Here is a 16,239-nt window from a genome sequence, read left to right as displayed (position 1 = left end):
GAGCTTAGTAACCTCGAAAAGAATGGAGTGAAAAACTATATGGAAACATTTTCTCAAATGTTGCAATTATTATTTTCAGGTTTAACAATAGGAGCCATTTATGCATTGATTGCAGTTGGCTTTGTCATTATTTATAACGTGACAGGCATCCTTAATTTTGCGCAAGGCGAATTTGTTATGTTTGGTGCTTTAATCAGTATTTCACTGGTGAAAGCTAATTTACCTTTATGGTTAGCTATTATTTTAAGTATCATCATTGTGGCGGCAATTGGTGCTGTATTTGAACGAACAGCAATTCATACAGCCCGTAAATCGTCCATGACAACGCTAATAATCATTACAATCGGTGTATCGATTGCATTCCGAGGTATTGCGATTTTAATTTGGGGAACGCAAGCCCAAACATTACCGCCGTTTACGGATAATACACCAATTCAATTTTTTGAAGCTGTGTTACTTCCGCAAAATCTGTGGGCGATCGGCCTTTCAATCGTTATTTTAATCGTCATGATGTACTTCTTTAACTATACATTTACAGGAAAATCATTAACAGCTTGTGTTATAAATCCATTTGCTGCACGTTTAATGGGCATCAATCCAAATAAAATGTCACTGTTTGCTGTTATTGTAAGTGCTGGTGTGGGGGCTTTAGCGGGTACAGTAATCGCGCCAATTTCCGGCGCATCCTACGATATGGGGATGATGCTTGGCATTAAAGCGTTTGTTGCAGCCGTTGTCGGTGGTTTAACAAATGCCCCAGCGGCAATTGCTGGTGCCTTTCTCATTGGAATTATTGAAGCATTTACAGAGGGATTATGGTCATCTGGTTTAAAAGATTTAGTGAGTTTCTCTTTATTGCTATTCATTTTATTTGTAAAACCAGAAGGTCTATTTGCAAAAGCTTCTGGAAAACGTGTGTAGGGAGGTTACTACGATGAACAAAAAAAGCTTAAAGCTCATCTATAATAACAGCTTAGTTGGACCAAGTATTTTTTTTGCTCTACTATTTTATATCCCACTAGTCGGATCTAATTATACACTCGCTATTTTTACGATGATTGGCTTTTATGCATTAGTTTGTATAGGTTTAACGATGTTAACAGGCTATGCTGGACAAATTTCACTAGGACATGCGGCCTTTTATGGAATTGGTGCCTACACGTCTGCCTATATGACAGCTACATTAGGGTTATCTCCCTGGTTAGCGATATTGGTAGGTGCACTCATTTCTGCGTTTGTTGCTTTAATCATCGGGATTCCTGCTTTTAAGTTGAAAGGTTATTATTTAGCACTAGCAACTCTAGGGTTTGGCATTATTGTGTATACAGCATTTAAAGAATTAACATCTATTACAGGGGGCTCGAATGGCTTCTTCGGTATACCGGCGATTCAGTTATTCGGCTTTGAATTCGTTACAGATCAAAGTTACTTTTATCTAATTTGGCTATTTGTTTTTCTGGCACTTATTTTCTCACGGAATATTATTCACTCAAGAATTGGGCGTGGTTTACGTTCGATTGAGGGAAGTGAGATTGCGGCAGATGCCGTAGGTGTAAATTTAATGAAATATAAATTACAAATTTTTGTGACAAGTGCTATTTTCACATCTATTTCTGGTTCACTTTTAGCACACTATGTATCATTTATTAATCCGAATTTATTTACAGCCAATACCTCCATTTATTTATTGATAATGGTTATTATCGGAGGATTAAGTAATATTTGGGGAGCTATTGTCGGTTCAGCTACTTATGTTCTACTTGGGGAATTATTAAAACATTTTGTACCCATATTCTTCCCGAGCATTGGAGGGGAATTCGAAATCGTTTTCTTCGGTTTATTGCTAGTTTTAACATTGATTTATATGCCTAATGGCTTAGTACCTCAATTTATGAAAATTATCGGAAAGTTTCATAAGAAAGAACGCCCTGCACCGATAGCGTTCACTATCGATACACGAGCTACAGGAGGGGAAGCAAATGACTAATAAAGAGCTTATCTTAAGTGTAGAAAACTTAACGAAAGTATTCGGAGGAGTTGTAGCTGTAGACAATGTATCCTTCACTATTAATAAAGGGGAAATATTCGCAGTTATTGGCCCTAACGGTGCAGGGAAAACAACGCTTTTTAATATGATAACAGGAGTATTGCCAAGTTCATCAGGGAATGTCTATTTCCAAGGGAAGCGGTTAACGAGAAAAAAGCCGTATCAAATTGCGCAAGCGGGTGTAACAAGAACATTTCAGAACTTAGAAGTTTTCGATAATATGACCGTGATTGAGAATGTCATGACCGGTGCACATATAACGATGAAAACAAATATTTTTACGGCCGGTTTACGCTTGCCGAATGTTGTGAAAGAAGAAGTTTATACGATGGAGAGAGCATTACAATGTTTAAAAGATGTAGGCATTGCTGAGTTTGCTTATGAAATGTCCGATAAATTACCTTATGGGTGCCAACGACTTCTTGAAATTGCACGTGCAGCGATTTCAAAACCTCAACTCATTTTATTAGATGAACCAATGGCGGGCCTAAACGCTGAGGAATCAAGACAATTAGTCGAGGTCATATTAAAAATGCGCGCAGAGGGAATGACTTTTTTATTCGTCGAGCATGATATGGAAACCGTTATGGCTATTTCAGATCGTTTAGTTGTTGTCGATAACGGGGTTAAGATTGGAGAAGGTACACCAGAAGAGATCTACAAAAATCCAAAGGTTGTAGCAGCATACTTGGGCGATGATGAAGCGGAAGAAGGTGTGGTCTATGCTTAAAGTTGAAAATTTACATACTTATCATGGGCATTTACATGTTCTTGAAGGTATTGAATTCGAACTAGTAGAAGGGGAGTTATTATCGATTGTCGGATCAAATGGTGCTGGGAAAAGTACGCTCCTCGGTACATTAGCAGGTGTGTATTCACCGAGTGTAGGGAAAATTGAATACAAAGGGTTAGATATTACGAAAGATGGTGTGCAAAAGACAGTTGCCAATGGCATATGTTTAGTGCCAGAACGAAGACAGATTTTTTCTTCCTTGTCTGTCAAGGACAATCTGATGCTCGGTGCTTATCACCGCTATGGTCGAGATAAAAAAACTGTGCATCGAGACTACGAGGAAATTGTGGAATTATTTCCTCGCTTAAAGCAAATGCTTCATCGCCCGGGTGGTTTACTGTCAGGTGGAGAGCAGCAAATGGTGGCAATTGGTCGAGGTTTAATGGCCAACCCAAAAGTGTTGATGCTGGATGAGCCATCATTAGGCCTCGCTCCTTTAATCGTCAAAGACATTATGACTATATTACGTAGATTAAGTGATGAACGAGGTGTCACAATTATTTTAGTCGAGCAGAATGTGAAAGCTGCTTTGAAGGTAGCCGATCGTGCATGCGTTTTAGCCCATGGGAAGATGGCCATTTCAGGTACAGCACAAGAGCTGTTGAATGATCCAAAAATCCAAGAAGCATACTTCGGTAAACCACAGACGACGCCGAAAGATAGTATGCAAGTATAAAGTAGCTTCATCGAGATTCCTCCTTGTTGTAACAAGTGAGGGATTTTACGATTTTACGATGTCAAAAAAGATGTGAGTAACCTTTTTAACACAGGTTACTCACATCTTTCTCTTATCCGATGAAATTTTCATTTTTACGATAAACCATCGCCTCCATTGTTGCGCATAATTCATCGTTGCTCCAAACACGGATCTGATACCAAGCTAAACGGCGTGTTTTTTTAACCTCTTCAGCGATAGCTGTAAGTTGGTGATTTGCCAAACCTGCGCTCATATAATGTATGGTATTCGTTACACCGACAGCTGTTTTGCCGTAAGAATTACTAGCGGCCGCAAAGGCGTAGTCGGCTAAAGAAAAAATAATACCTCCATGAACAGTCCCGTGTGTATTGAGCATGTGAGGTGTTGGAGAAAGTGTCACTTTTGCAAAGCCTGCTTTTAATTCTACTAATTCCATCCCTAAATAATTTGCAAATGGTTCCTTTGATAAAGCTTCAAAAATATCATCATAATATTTTTCGTGTTGTTTTGCCTCTGTTAATGTCAAAGTGAATCCCCCTTTGTTTATAAAAAATATTTCTACCATTTGTGTATATGTAAAATATACGAAAATCATTCATACATTTTAATAACGATTGAAATTAAAATGAAATATAAAATCAATTTAACACCTATAATCGGGAAAGTAAACGTATTAACATATTTTTATAGAATTAATTTGCGTTCACGAGTTATTTTTGTGTATTTATTTAATTAACGCTTATTAATAGCGGGTTTAAAGGGGATATGGGCAAATTGCTTTTTATGCTTGTGAATAACTAGTATTTAAGCAAAAACGTTCAAAGACGACTAATTAACCAACTTTAATTAGAGATAACAAAATATATTGACAATTCGGACAAATAAGTTTATCTTAATCTTAGTTACGAAACTAGAACTATCGTAATTTATTTGTTATACAGGGGGATTTGTAATAGCATAAAGGGGGCTAGGGAATGTATCATCTAGAAATAGAAACAGCTGCAAGGGGAGAAATGGCAAAGATTCAACTAGAGCGATTAAAAGCAACCGTAGAAAAAGTATATAACAATACACCTTTTTATAAGGAACTGTTTGATCAGCTTGGAGTTAAACCAGCTGATATTCAAAGCTTAGAAGATATTCGCAAATTGCCATTTACTAAAAAAGTAAATTTACGTGAGCAATATCCATTTAAACTTTTTGCAGTACCGATGGATGATGTAGTCCGCATTCATGGTTCTTCGGGAACTAGTGGAAAGCCAACAATTGTTGGTTATACAAAAAATGATATAGATATGTGGTCGGGACTTTTAGCTCGCGCTATTGTTACCGCAGGGGGACGCAAATCAGATATCTTTCATAATGCTTACGGCTATGGCCTATTTACTGGTGGGATGGGCTTACACTACGGAGCCGAAACTTTAGGCGCAGCAGTTGTACCGGTCTCAGGTGGAAATACGGAGCGTCAAATTACATTACTTGAGGATTTTAAACCACGAGGCATCGCGGGGACACCTTCTTATATTCTAACCATTGCTGAAAAGATGGAGGAAATGGGAATTGATCCAACGACGAACGGGATTGAATATGGAATTTTTGGTGCAGAGCCTTGGTCAGAGGAGATGCGCCGTGCCATAGAGGATAAATTAAAAATTCGCGCGATGGATATTTATGGGTTAAGTGAAGTACTAGGTCCTGGCGTATCGATTGAATGCTATGAAGCGCAAGATGGTTTACATATAGCTGAAGATCATTTCTTCGTAGAAGTGATCGATCCAGATACATTAGAACCTGTAGCTGATGGAGAAGATGGGGAATTGGTAATTACTAGCTTAACAAAGGAAGCGCTTCCAATTATTCGTTATCGTACGGGTGATATTACTTCGATTACACGTGAAAAATGTAAATGTGGACGTACAACAATGCGGATGGCACGAGTTAAGGGACGTACAGATGATATGTTAATTATTCGTGGAGTCAATGTTTTTCCATCTGAAATCGAGCGTGAGTTATTGCAAATTGAAGGGTTGGCACCACACTATCAAATCCATTTATTGAAAAAAGGGAATATGGATGCGATTGAACTACATGTTGAGTTAACGCCAAAATTATACGAAAAAGTAGGAGGTGACCTCAACCATCCGCTTATACAATTACTGACAAAGGAAATCAAGCACGATTTAAAAAATGCCTGCTTAGTTTCCGTTAGTCTAGTCATTGAAAATAGTGGTGCTATTCCACGCTCTGAAGGCAAAGCAATTCGTGTCATTGATAGACGAATGGAACAGAAGGAGGTTCTTCAATGATTGATACTGAGCAAATAAAAGATGTGACCATTATAGGTGGAGGGCCTGTTGGTATGTTTGCTGCCTTCTATGGTGGTATGCGAGGCATGAGCGTCAAAATTCTAGAAAGTCTTCCTCAGTTGGGCGGCCAGTTAGCTGCTCTTTATCCAGAAAAATATATTTATGATATAGCGGGTTTTCCGAAAATTCTCGCACAAGATCTTATCAATAATTTAAAAGAACAAATGAATATTTTCCCGGTGGATGTCTGTACGAATGAATCTGTACAAACTATCGAAAAAGATGAAAACGGTATTTTCAAAATTGTTACTACGAAGAGTACGCATTATTCTCGAACAATAGTGATCACTGCTGGAAACGGTGCGTTTAAAGTTCGAAAGCTTGAATTAGATGGGGACGATACGTATGCACAAAGTAACTTACATTACTTCATTAATGATCTTAATGCATTTAAAGATCGTAACGTGATGGTGTTTGGTGGCGGCGATTCAGCAGTCGACTGGGCGATGATGCTAGAACCAATTGCAAAAAAGGTATCTATTGTCCATAGACGGGATAAGTTTCGTGCGCATGAACATAGTGTAGAAAATTTAATGCAATCGACTGTGGAGGTCATTACACCTTATGTACCTGAAGAACTCATAGGGGAAGAGCGCATTACACAAGTCAAATTAAAGCATGCAAAAGACGAAAGCGTTCAACCAATCTATGGTGTCGATGATATTATCGTAAACTATGGTTTTGTTTCGTCGTTAGGGGCCATTAAAGACTGGGGCTTGGACATTAGTAAAAATGCCATCGTCGTTAATTCACGTATGGAAACTAACATTCCTGGTATTTATGCGGCAGGTGATATTTGCACATATGATGGGAAAGTTAAGCTAATTGTAAGTGGGTTTGGAGAGGCGCCTACTGCTATTAGTAACGCAAAAGTATATATTGATCCAACATCTAAAGTGCAACCATTGCATAGTACGAGTCTAATGGAAGATAAAAAGAAACAACTTACCTAATACTATAGGTTGTGAAAGGAATGGGTGTATGGCGAAATTCACTAGAGTAGATCAAGATACATGTATTGCTTGTGGCGCATGTGGCGCATCGGCTCCGGATATTTTTGATTATAATGACGAAGGAATCGCCTTTGTTATTTTAGACAATAATAAAGGTTGCAAAGAAGTGCCGATAGATTTATATGATGATTTAGAGGATGCAATGGAAGGTTGTCCAACAGAATCAATTAAAGTAGCAAACGATAATAAGGTCTTGTTAGAGGTGTGATTTTTTTTGCCCTTCAACATAACATAATAGTAACGATTATCGAATAATAGTTATATAAGGAGGTTTTTACGATGAGTGTCGTTACTCAAGTATCTGAACAACAATTACAAGAGCAATTTGAGGCGCGGATTGCTGCAGGTGAAAAGATTGAAGTAGATGATTGGATGCCGGAAGAATATCGTTTGGCACTAATCAAATTAATTTCGATGCATGGTATTAGTGAAATTATGGGTGCTCTTCCTGAGAAAGAATGGGTTCCAAAAGCTCCGACATTATATCGAAAGCTTGGGATTATGGCGAAGGTTCAAGATGAGATGGGACATGGTCAATTATTATTACGCGTAGCAGAAGATTTGCTAAAACCATATGGTAAAGATCGCGGCGATATAATGATTGATTTATTCGAAGGGCGTCTTAAGTTCCACAATGTATTCCATATGGAAACAAAATCATGGGGAGATGCGGGTTTAATTGGCTGGCTTGTAGATGGTTCTGCCATTATCTCACAAACAAACATGTTAGGTTCATCGTATGGTCCTTATGCACGTGCTTTACAACGTATTTGTGCGGAAGAAGTATTCCATGCACAACATGGTGAAGCCATTATTATGGCGTTGGCAGAAGGTACACCTGAACAACGTGCACTTGTGCAAGACGCGCTAAACCGCTGGTGGGAATCACTATTATTTTTCTTTGGCCCAGCCTCAAAAGCTACAACAGGTTCTAGCAAACAAGATTTAACGATTAAATATAAAATTCGTGTCTTAACGAATGAAGAATTACGTCAAAGCTTCTTAACAAAATACGTTCCTCGTATTCAATCAATAGGTTTAACTGTGCCTGACCCAACTTTACATTTTGATGAAACGCAAAATAAATGGATGTACCAAGAGCCAAACTGGGAATATTTCAAAAAAATCCAACGCAACGAAGGTCCATGTTCTCAAGAACGCTTAGCACTTCGTCGTTCATCATACGAAAATAACGCATGGGTACGGGAAGCATTAACGGCTCTAGTAAATTAACGCTGTAGAGAGGGGCTATCATCGTGGAAAAACAATCTTTCTATCAAGAATTCGAAGTATTTAGTAAACGAACACCAACATCACATTTCCAGCATCAATTTAGTCTTTTAGCACCGAACGGAGAAATGGCGCTAGTTATGGCACAGGAAAACTTTATGCGTCGTGAGCCTGTGGTCGACATTTGGGTAGTCAATCGTAAACATTTACACGGCCTAACCCAAGACAATAAACAAGCGCTGCAACGACTAGACAATAAAGATTACCGTACAACAAAAGGCTACGGTTATTTAAAGAAAAAATGGCGTCACTATGAACAAGTCATGCTGGACGAAAAAGAAATTCTATCTTGGGGTGGGGGAGGGAAAAAAGATGACTAACGAAGTAACGCCTGAATATAAACAAGCAGTTATTACAGTACTGTATCAATTAGCGGATGATGATTATTTGTTTTCGTATCGTGGCTCTGAGTGGCTTGGGCTGGCGCCACATATTGAGGAAGATGTAGCATTCTCATCCATAACCCAAGATACAATGGGACACGCTAAATTATATTATACGCTTTTGGAAGAGCTTGGCGAAGGCGTTGCAGATTCATTAGCACAGCTCCGACCAAAAGAGGAACGTTGTAACAGTCTACTTGTAGAACGCCCGAATGGAGAAGGTTACTACAAAGAAGCACCGAATTATGATTGGGGATACGCAGTAGCACGTAATTTTGTCTATACAACGGCGAAAAAAGCGAAGATTGATGCACTCAAAGCGAGCAGCTATGCACCAATCCGAGAAGTGGCTGTGAAAATTAGTACGGAACTTTATTATCATCAGATGCACTGGACAACGTGGTTTACGCAATTATGTACAGCAACAGAAGATTCACGTTCACGTATGATGAAAGCGTTACAAGAGGTAATAAAAGATACTGGAGATTTATTGTCATTGGGCAACACAGCTGAGCACATAACAGCATGTGAATTGATCGAGTCAGAAGCGGCTATAAAAGAACGTTGGTTGGCCATTGTAACTCCGACTTTTGAAGCAGTAGAAATCGCAATACCCGTATTACCAGAACCAATCATCAATGGTCGCCACGGACAACATACAGATGATTTAACTTCGGCTATTGAAACAATGTCAGAGGTGTATCGATCTGATTTGGCGGCAAGCTGGTAACGATCTATTGCAAAAAAAGGAGGGTCACGATGACAACTACGGGTCTGCACGAAGCGCACATCTATGAAGTGCTTGATACAGTGAAGGACCCTGAAATTGATACGGTAAGTATTATTGACCTTGGCATGGTTGAACGTGTGCAAGTGAATGATGGTCATGTCCGTATTGAAGTGCTACCAACATTTTCAGGATGTCCTGCATTGACAATTATTCAACAAAATATACAAAAAGCAGTCGAACAACTAGAAGATGTTCGGGAAGTGAGTGTCGTGTTTATCAATCATCCTATCTGGACTTCTGATCGTGTAACAGAAAAGGGACGAGAAGGACTAAAGAAGTTCGGTATTGCACCACCACCTCGTTTTTTTAATGAAGACGGCTCTTGGCATGTAGATTGCCCATACTGTGGCTCTACCTATGTCACGCTAGAAAATATTTTTGGTCCAACAGCTTGTCGCAGTATTTTATATTGCAAAAGCTGTAAAAATCCATTTGAAGCAATGAAAATAATTTCTACTTCCATGTAGACAAAGGAGCGTATTTTAAGATGGCAAAATTAATCGCGTTATATAAACACCCTGTTGATAAGGTGGCATTTGATGAGCATTACGAAAAAGTTCATACACCGATTACTGCGAAAATACCAGGCTTACGTGAAATGAAAGTAACTAAATTTAATTCAACTCCGATGGGTACAGAAACACCGTATTACTTAATGTGTGAAATGACATATGATAGCCCAGAAGATTTAAAGAATGGACTACGGTCACCAGAAGGGAAAGCGTCTGGCAAAGATTTAATGAGCTTTGCGAGTGATATCGTCACATTAATCATCGGTGAAGATGCATAATGACAGCATTCACATTTATTGAAGTAACGATTGACAGTGGGATAGGGTTTATTAACTTAAACCGTCCTCGACAATACAATTCTTTAAATCGTGCTATGGTACGAGAAATTATGCAGGCAATGGAATTGTTTGATCGTGACGAAGGCGTACAGGTCATCGTTTTAGCCGGAAATGGAAAAGCGTTTTCATCCGGTGCAGATATTGATGAAATGGCGGCAGACAACACAGTTCGTTTAGAGCTATTAAATCAATTCGCTGATTGGGATCGCATCGGGCAAATTAAAAAGCCTATTATCGGTAGTGTGAAAGGATTCGTTTTCGGAGGTGGCTTTGAATTAGCCCTTTGTTGTGATGTATTAATCGCCGCAGAAGGCACAGAATTTAGCTTCCCTGAAATAAACCTTGGCGTTATGCCTGGGGCAGGTGGTACACAGCGCTTAACAAAATTAGTAGGGCGAACGAAAGCATTAGAGTGGATATGGAGCGCAGCAAGAATTACTGCGGATGAAGCGCTCGCATATGGCATCATCAACAAGGTTGTGCAACCAGAGATGTTAATAGAAGAAACACATAAAACAGCGACGATGCTCGCACAAAAACCTGCCCTCGCTTTACGTCTTATTAAAGAAGCTGTCAACAAAGCTGTCGACTACTCACTCTATGAAGGGATGCAGTTTGAACGAAAAAATTTCTATTTATTATTCTCTTCAGAAGATCAAAAAGAAGGCATGCAAGCATTTGTTGAAAAACGTCAACCGAACTTTAAGGGGAGATAATTATGTTTGAAACCATTCAATACGAACTAAAAGAATCCGTAGCGTATATTTCATTAAATCGACCGGACACATTAAATGCAATCACCGCACAGATGAATCATGAAATTCGTACTGCCGTCAAACAAGCATCAGTAGATGATGAAGTACGTTGTATCGTACTTCGTGGTGAAGGACGCGCATTTTGTTCAGGTCAAGATCTTTCGGTTATTGGTGAAGATATGAAACTTGGTGATATTTTAACAGATTTCTATGGTCCGATGGTTCAACAGTTACATAGCTGTGAAAAACCAATTATCGCAGCTGTGAATGGTGCAGCTGCAGGTGCTGGCTTTAGTTTAGCGCTTGCTGCCGACTTTCGAGTAATGTCGGAAAAATCTTTCTTTATGAATGCCTTTATCCATGTAGGATTAATTCCTGATTCTGGGAATCTTTACTACTTAAAACGATTAGTTGGTGATGCTAAAGCGCTTGAAATTTCAGTACTCGGTCAACGTATAAAAGCAGAGGAAGCCAAACAAATAGGTTTAACAACTGCTGTCTATAACAATGAAACATTTGAAGATGACGTTCATTCATTCGCGCAACAGATTGTCCAGTTACCGACAAAAGCAATCGGCCTTATTAAACGTACTATCAAGGCAGCAGAACACTTAAAGTTCGAAGACTTCCTTGTTTACGAAGCACAAAGCCAAAGTATTGCTGGAGCGACAGATGATCATCAAGAAGGTATGAAAGCATTTGCAGAAAAAAGACAGCCTCAATTTAATGGACAATAAAAAGGAGTGAATGATAATGACACAACAAGTACAAGAGAAAGTAATAGGGAAACGCGATTTTTATCATTTAATTATTAATGGTGAAAAGGTAGAGAGTAGTAATGGAGAGACATTCCAAACGATTAACCCTGCGACAGGTGAAGTCGTAGCGACTGTTGCAAAAGCTTCACAGGAAGACGCTGAGCGTGCAGTGCAAGCAGCTCGCCAAGCATTTGATTTCGGAAAGTGGAAGCAATATCCTGTTAATCGTCGTGCACAGGTACTCCATAAGATTGCTGCTATTATGCGCTCTCGCTTTAATGAAATCGTAGAGCTTGAGATGCTTGATACAGGGAAATCTCTTGGTACTGCGCAAGGCCAAGTAAACCAAGCAATAGAAGATTTCGAATTTTACGCAGGTGCGATTGTTGGCCATCGTGGTGCCGTAAATAATATGCCAGGTCAATTTCATAATTACACAGAAAAAGAGCCTGTAGGAGTATGTGCACAAATTGTTCCTTGGAATTACCCACTCATGATGGCTGCTTGGAAGATTGCTCCAGCCATTGCTGTTGGTTGTTCCGTTATTGTTAAACCAGCTTCTTTAACGCCATTAACAGCGATCGTGTTAGGTGAAATTTGCTTAGAAGCGGGTGTGCCAGCGGGGGTTGTCAATATCATTCCTGGTTCAGGTAAAGATGTAGGGAATTACTTAGTGGAGCATCAGCAAGTCGATAAAGTTGCCTTCACAGGTTCCACACCGGTCGGTAAAGGAATTATGGAAAAAGCTTCTCAAACATTAAAACGCGTTACATTAGAGCTAGGCGGCAAATCACCAAATCTAGTGTTCGAAGATGCTGATATTGATGCGGCAGTAGATGGTTCATTGTACGGCATTTTCTATAACTCAGGGCAATCTTGCGAGGCACGTTCACGCTTATACGTGCACAAAGACATTTATGATGAGTTTTTAGAGAAATTTGTTGCTAAAACAAAAGCAATTAAACTAGGTGATCCGTTCGATAAAGGTACTCACATGGGGGCAATTATCGACCAAGATCAATTAAATACGATCGATGGCTATGTGAAATCTGCCGTTGAAGAGGGCGCAACCATTGTAACAGGTGGCAAAGTGGCGGCTGTAGAGGGCTTTGAAAATGGTTTCTGGTATGAACCAACTATTATTACAGACGTAACGCAATCCATGAAAGTTGTGTGTGAAGAAATATTTGGTCCAGTAGTTGTTGTTATGCCATTTAGCGATGAAAAAGAAGCGATTCGATTAGCAAATGATTCAGAGTTTGGTTTAGGCTCAGCAGTTTGGTCTAAAGATGGGGCACGTGCTACGCGTGTTGCGAATCAAATCCAAGCAGGAATCGTAATGGTCAATTGCCCATTCTCCGCAATGCCAGGTACCCCATTTGGCGGCTATAAACATTCTGGTTTCGGACGTGAGCTATGCATCGAAACATTAGATTTATATACAGAGACGAAAAGTATCATTTCATATTATGGTAGCCGCCCACTAAATCCACTAGGCGTCTAACCACCACCAAAACCATATGCGATGAGATATCTTCACTCGTCGTATGTGGTTTTCACAATAAGGAGGTTGTTTTCATGAAAAAAATTATTGTCATCGGGTCAGGGGTTATGGGGCGCGGCATTGCCTACGTTAGCGCAATCAGTGGCTTTGAAACAGCTATTATAGACATTAATGAACAGGCGTTACAAAATGCACAAAATGAAATTACATCCATTTTCGAAAAATCTGTTGTACGCGGAAAATTAACAGCGCAACAAGTACAAGAAGCATCATTACGTCTGACTTATGTGACAGATTTAGCTACTGTCGCCAATAAAGCAGACTTAATCATTGAAGCCGTCCCCGAAAAAAGGGACATTAAACGAGCTGTCTTTGAGCAGATGGAACAGTTTGCTTCACCCCACTGTTTATTTGCTACAAATACTTCAACGATGAGTCCCACAGAAATTGCTTCTTACGCAAAACGACCTGAACAAACGATTGCGATGCACTTTTTTAATCCTGTGCATAAGATGGAGCTCGTGGAGATTATTAGAGGGTTGGAAACAAGTGATGAAACAGTCCAAACCATTTGTGAAATTGCTGAACAAATGGGCAAACAAACGGTCGTTATCAATGAATTCCCAGGTTTTGTTACAAGCCGTATTAGTGCACTCGTTGGGAATGAAGCATTTTATATGTTACAGGAAGGCTTAGGTAGTCCTGAAGACATCGATAAAGCTATTAAACTGGGCTTGAATTATCCAATGGGACCGTTCGAATTGGTCGATTTAGTCGGTCTTGATGTACGTCTGAATAATTTACGATATTTACATGAAAAGCTCGGTGAAAAATACCGCCCAGCACCACTACTTGAACAATATGTACAAGCTGGACGTCTAGGTCGAAAGAGTGGAAAAGGGATTTATGACTATAGCGAGCAAAAAGAGGTGGTGAAAAAATGACTGAAGTCGTAATTGTAGATGCTGTTCGTACACCAATTGGTCGTTATAAAGGTGCATTAAAAACTGTTCGGCCGGATGACTTAGCTGCCGCTGTCATAAAGGCGCTTATCGAGCGTAACCCAAAAGTGCCAGTCCAACAAATTGAGGATATTATTTTCGGGAATGCCAACCAAGCGGGAGAAGATAATCGAAACGTCGCCCGTATGGCTGCATTACTTGCTGAACTACCGATAGAGGTCGGGGGAACGACTATTAATCGCCTTTGTGGTTCAGGCATGGATGCTATACATTATGCAGCACGTGCTATCAAGAGTGGTGAAGGCGATATTTTTATCGCAGGTGGTACGGAAAGTATGACGCGTGCCCCGTTTGTCATGGGGAAACCGGAAGTGGATTATCCGAGAGGCGATCAAAAGATGTTTGATACAACGATCGGCTGGCGTTTTACGAACCCAAAATTGCAAAGCATGTATGGAGCGGATACAATGCCCCAAACTGCTGAGAACGTAGCCAAACGTTTTCATATTAGTCGCGAGGAACAAGATGCGTTTGCATTTGAAAGCCAACAACGTGCGAAAAAAGCGCTTGCCACAAACCGTTTCGCCGAAGAAATCGTGCCTGTGTACGTGAAAGATAAAAGAGGCAATGAAATCATCGTAGATACAGATGAACATCCACGCCCCGATACAACCTTAGAAGCACTTGCTAAACTACGACCTATTTTTGAAAATGGGACAGTGACAGCCGGTAATGCTTCTGGTGTGAATGATGGTGCCTCGGCATTATTATTAATGAGTGCAGAAAAAGCAAAAGAGTTAGGTATAACACCATTAGCACGATATATAACAGGTGCTGTTACAGGATTAGAGCCTGCTGTTATGGGTCTTGGCCCTATTTATTCTTCAAAAAAAGCATTACAACGTGCAGGCCTAACAACAAATGACATTGGTTTATTTGAAATAAATGAAGCGTTTGCTTCTCAAGCAATAGAATCCATTAAGCAGCTTGAACTAAATCCAGCACAAGTCAATGTCAACGGAGGCGCTATTGCATTTGGTCACCCACTAGGTGCAAGCGGTGCCCGAATAATGACTACATTGCTTTACGAAATGAAAAAGCAAAACGTACAATATGGCCTTGCTTCAATGTGTATCGGTGTCGGGCAGGGGATTGCAACGATTATTGAAAATATTGAATGATCATTATAAACGGCACAAAAATGTGCCGTTTTTTTCGGAAAAAATCGAATAGAATAGGAGAGTTTGCAAATGAAAAGTATTTCATTTAGAATAGAAAATTATATTGCTTATGTAACAATAAATCGTCCAGAGGTGTTAAACTGTTTTAATTATGATACTTTATCTCAATTGCAACAAGTAATAGACGAATTACATATAGCTGAAAATGTCCGCGCTGTCATTTTTACAGGTGCGGGTGAAAAGGCATTTAGTGCGGGTGCAGATTTAAAAGAACGAAAGACATTAACGACCCAAGAAGTACGTCGAAACGTACGCGCAATTCGAGATGTGTTTAATAGTATAGCAAATTTACCACAACCAACTATCGCAGCAGTGAATGGGCATGCATTAGGTGGTGGATTTGAATGGTTATTAGCATGTGATTTTGCGATTGCAGTTAATGAGGCACTACTCGGACTTACTGAAACAAGTTGGGCAATAATTCCTGGTGCAGGTGGTACGCAGCGATTACCACGATTAATCGGCGAAATGAAAGCAAAAGAAATGATTTTAACAGCAGCGAAAATTACAGCTACAGAGGCAGAAGCTCTAGGCATCATTTTAAAAGCAGTGCCACGAGAGGCGTTGTTGGACGAATGTGAGTCACTAGCAATGCGCATTATGCAAAATGGCCCCGTCGCTGTTCGTCAAGCAAAATATGCCATTACACAAGGGATGAATACCGATTTACAAACGGGTCTTGCAATCGAATCGAAGGCATATGAGTTAGTCATTCCGACAGAAGATCGTCTCGAAGCTTTACAGGCGTTCAGCGAAAAAAGGCAACCTGCATTTCAAGGAAAATGAGTTA

19 protein-coding genes are annotated in these 16,239 nt (G+C 39.8%); 18 read left to right on the top strand and 1 reads right to left on the bottom strand.

Annotated features, from left to right (window positions below):
- Window positions 1-39: 39 nt before the first annotated feature.
- Genes ACYQ73_RS08695 through ACYQ73_RS08680 form a run of 4 tightly spaced genes read left to right on the top strand, consistent with a single transcriptional unit; the run spans window position 40 to window position 3,516 of the window.
- Entirely contained in the window at window positions 40-921 is an 882-nt protein-coding gene (locus ACYQ73_RS08695; RefSeq protein WP_460012111.1) for a branched-chain amino acid ABC transporter permease, read from the top strand.
- A 13-nt stretch (window positions 922-934) separates the two neighbouring features.
- The gene (locus ACYQ73_RS08690) at window positions 935-1,987 is read left to right on the top strand and encodes a branched-chain amino acid ABC transporter permease (protein WP_460012110.1); all 1,053 of its coding nucleotides are present in this window, start codon (window positions 935-937) and stop codon (window positions 1,985-1,987) included.
- Window positions 1,980-2,777 (top strand): ABC transporter ATP-binding protein, encoded by a 798-nt coding sequence (locus tag ACYQ73_RS08685; protein ID WP_460012109.1) that lies wholly within the window; start codon window positions 1,980-1,982, stop codon window positions 2,775-2,777. The genes ACYQ73_RS08690 and ACYQ73_RS08685 overlap by 8 nt, the downstream gene beginning before the upstream one ends.
- A complete protein-coding gene (locus tag ACYQ73_RS08680; protein ID WP_460012108.1) occupies window positions 2,770-3,516 on the top strand; it encodes an ABC transporter ATP-binding protein in 747 nt (248 codons plus the stop codon). Before ACYQ73_RS08685 ends, ACYQ73_RS08680 begins: the two co-directional genes overlap by 8 nt.
- Before the next feature lie 112 nt (window positions 3,517-3,628).
- Here ACYQ73_RS08680 and ACYQ73_RS08675 read toward each other — a convergent pair whose 3' ends face one another.
- On the bottom strand, window positions 3,629-4,063 hold the full coding sequence (locus tag ACYQ73_RS08675; protein ID WP_460012107.1) for a PaaI family thioesterase: 435 nt from the start codon (window positions 4,061-4,063) through the stop codon (window positions 3,629-3,631).
- 448 nt (window positions 4,064-4,511) lie between these two features.
- Here ACYQ73_RS08675 and ACYQ73_RS08670 point away from each other — a divergent pair, with 448 nt between their 5' ends.
- From ACYQ73_RS08670 to ACYQ73_RS08605, 14 genes are all read left to right on the top strand, one after another.
- On the top strand, window positions 4,512-5,843 hold the full coding sequence (locus tag ACYQ73_RS08670; protein WP_460012106.1) for a phenylacetate--CoA ligase family protein: 1,332 nt from the start codon (window positions 4,512-4,514) through the stop codon (window positions 5,841-5,843).
- On the top strand, window positions 5,840-6,856 hold the full coding sequence (locus ACYQ73_RS08665; RefSeq protein WP_460012105.1) for an NAD(P)/FAD-dependent oxidoreductase: 1,017 nt from the start codon (window positions 5,840-5,842) through the stop codon (window positions 6,854-6,856). The genes ACYQ73_RS08670 and ACYQ73_RS08665 overlap by 4 nt, the downstream gene beginning before the upstream one ends.
- Window positions 6,857-6,884: 28 nt before the next feature.
- Complete coding sequence (locus ACYQ73_RS08660) at window positions 6,885-7,124, top strand: ferredoxin (RefSeq protein ID WP_400933777.1); 240 nt, start codon at window positions 6,885-6,887, stop codon at window positions 7,122-7,124.
- A 71-nt stretch (window positions 7,125-7,195) separates the two neighbouring features.
- Entirely contained in the window at window positions 7,196-8,149 is a 954-nt protein-coding gene (gene paaA, locus ACYQ73_RS08655) for a 1,2-phenylacetyl-CoA epoxidase subunit PaaA (protein WP_460012104.1), read from the top strand.
- A 23-nt stretch (window positions 8,150-8,172) separates the two neighbouring features.
- The gene (paaB, locus tag ACYQ73_RS08650; protein WP_132358347.1) at window positions 8,173-8,526 is read left to right on the top strand and encodes a 1,2-phenylacetyl-CoA epoxidase subunit PaaB; all 354 of its coding nucleotides are present in this window, start codon (window positions 8,173-8,175) and stop codon (window positions 8,524-8,526) included.
- The gene (paaC, locus tag ACYQ73_RS08645) at window positions 8,519-9,319 is read left to right on the top strand and encodes a 1,2-phenylacetyl-CoA epoxidase subunit PaaC (protein ID WP_460012103.1); all 801 of its coding nucleotides are present in this window, start codon (window positions 8,519-8,521) and stop codon (window positions 9,317-9,319) included. Before paaB ends, paaC begins: the two co-directional genes overlap by 8 nt.
- Before the next feature lie 29 nt (window positions 9,320-9,348).
- On the top strand, window positions 9,349-9,846 hold the full coding sequence (paaD, locus tag ACYQ73_RS08640) for a 1,2-phenylacetyl-CoA epoxidase subunit PaaD (RefSeq protein WP_460012102.1): 498 nt from the start codon (window positions 9,349-9,351) through the stop codon (window positions 9,844-9,846).
- 20 nt (window positions 9,847-9,866) lie between these two features.
- Window positions 9,867-10,169 carry an EthD family reductase gene (locus tag ACYQ73_RS08635; protein WP_370078738.1) on the top strand — a complete coding sequence of 101 codons (303 nt, stop codon included), beginning with the start codon at window positions 9,867-9,869 and terminating at the stop codon, window positions 10,167-10,169.
- The gene (locus ACYQ73_RS08630) at window positions 10,169-10,945 is read left to right on the top strand and encodes an enoyl-CoA hydratase/isomerase family protein (protein ID WP_460012101.1); all 777 of its coding nucleotides are present in this window, start codon (window positions 10,169-10,171) and stop codon (window positions 10,943-10,945) included. The genes ACYQ73_RS08635 and ACYQ73_RS08630 overlap by 1 nt, the downstream gene beginning before the upstream one ends.
- A 2-nt stretch (window positions 10,946-10,947) precedes the next feature.
- Entirely contained in the window at window positions 10,948-11,721 is a 774-nt protein-coding gene (locus ACYQ73_RS08625) for an enoyl-CoA hydratase/isomerase family protein (RefSeq protein WP_460012100.1), read from the top strand.
- 16 nt (window positions 11,722-11,737) lie between these two features.
- A complete protein-coding gene (locus tag ACYQ73_RS08620) occupies window positions 11,738-13,246 on the top strand; it encodes an aldehyde dehydrogenase family protein (protein ID WP_460012099.1) in 1,509 nt (502 codons plus the stop codon).
- 74 nt (window positions 13,247-13,320) lie between these two features.
- Window positions 13,321-14,190 (top strand): 3-hydroxyacyl-CoA dehydrogenase, encoded by an 870-nt coding sequence (locus tag ACYQ73_RS08615; protein WP_460012098.1) that lies wholly within the window; start codon window positions 13,321-13,323, stop codon window positions 14,188-14,190.
- The gene (locus tag ACYQ73_RS08610) at window positions 14,187-15,389 is read left to right on the top strand and encodes a thiolase family protein (protein ID WP_460012097.1); all 1,203 of its coding nucleotides are present in this window, start codon (window positions 14,187-14,189) and stop codon (window positions 15,387-15,389) included. Before ACYQ73_RS08615 ends, ACYQ73_RS08610 begins: the two co-directional genes overlap by 4 nt.
- 69 nt (window positions 15,390-15,458) lie before the next feature.
- Window positions 15,459-16,235: an enoyl-CoA hydratase-related protein gene (locus tag ACYQ73_RS08605; protein ID WP_460012096.1), complete on the top strand. Its 777-nt coding sequence runs from the start codon at window positions 15,459-15,461 to the stop codon at window positions 16,233-16,235.
- The last annotated feature ends 4 nt before the right edge of the window (window positions 16,236-16,239 follow it).

Source organism: Lysinibacillus sp. CTST325 (assembly GCF_054665055.1).
This window is presented reverse-complemented; position numbering and strand designations above follow the sequence as displayed.

Coding starts and splice junctions, on each gene's coding strand:
- ACYQ73_RS08635 (WP_370078738.1), top strand. CDS start 9,867: ATGGCAAAATTAATCGCGTTATATAAACACCCTGTTGATAAGGTGGCA.
- paaA (WP_460012104.1), top strand. CDS start 7,196: ATGAGTGTCGTTACTCAAGTATCTGAACAACAATTACAAGAGCAATTT.
- ACYQ73_RS08605 (WP_460012096.1), top strand. CDS start 15,459: ATGAAAAGTATTTCATTTAGAATAGAAAATTATATTGCTTATGTAACA.
- ACYQ73_RS08665 (WP_460012105.1), top strand. CDS start 5,840: ATGATTGATACTGAGCAAATAAAAGATGTGACCATTATAGGTGGAGGG.
- ACYQ73_RS08630 (WP_460012101.1), top strand. CDS start 10,169: ATGACAGCATTCACATTTATTGAAGTAACGATTGACAGTGGGATAGGG.
- ACYQ73_RS08620 (WP_460012099.1), top strand. CDS start 11,738: ATGACACAACAAGTACAAGAGAAAGTAATAGGGAAACGCGATTTTTAT.
- ACYQ73_RS08690 (WP_460012110.1), top strand. CDS start 935: ATGAACAAAAAAAGCTTAAAGCTCATCTATAATAACAGCTTAGTTGGA.
- ACYQ73_RS08610 (WP_460012097.1), top strand. CDS start 14,187: ATGACTGAAGTCGTAATTGTAGATGCTGTTCGTACACCAATTGGTCGT.
- ACYQ73_RS08680 (WP_460012108.1), top strand. CDS start 2,770: ATGCTTAAAGTTGAAAATTTACATACTTATCATGGGCATTTACATGTT.
- paaC (WP_460012103.1), top strand. CDS start 8,519: ATGACTAACGAAGTAACGCCTGAATATAAACAAGCAGTTATTACAGTA.
- ACYQ73_RS08625 (WP_460012100.1), top strand. CDS start 10,948: ATGTTTGAAACCATTCAATACGAACTAAAAGAATCCGTAGCGTATATT.
- ACYQ73_RS08670 (WP_460012106.1), top strand. CDS start 4,512: ATGTATCATCTAGAAATAGAAACAGCTGCAAGGGGAGAAATGGCAAAG.
- ACYQ73_RS08660 (WP_400933777.1), top strand. CDS start 6,885: ATGGCGAAATTCACTAGAGTAGATCAAGATACATGTATTGCTTGTGGC.
- ACYQ73_RS08615 (WP_460012098.1), top strand. CDS start 13,321: ATGAAAAAAATTATTGTCATCGGGTCAGGGGTTATGGGGCGCGGCATT.
- paaD (WP_460012102.1), top strand. CDS start 9,349: ATGACAACTACGGGTCTGCACGAAGCGCACATCTATGAAGTGCTTGAT.
- ACYQ73_RS08695 (WP_460012111.1), top strand. CDS start 40: ATGGAAACATTTTCTCAAATGTTGCAATTATTATTTTCAGGTTTAACA.
- ACYQ73_RS08685 (WP_460012109.1), top strand. CDS start 1,980: ATGACTAATAAAGAGCTTATCTTAAGTGTAGAAAACTTAACGAAAGTA.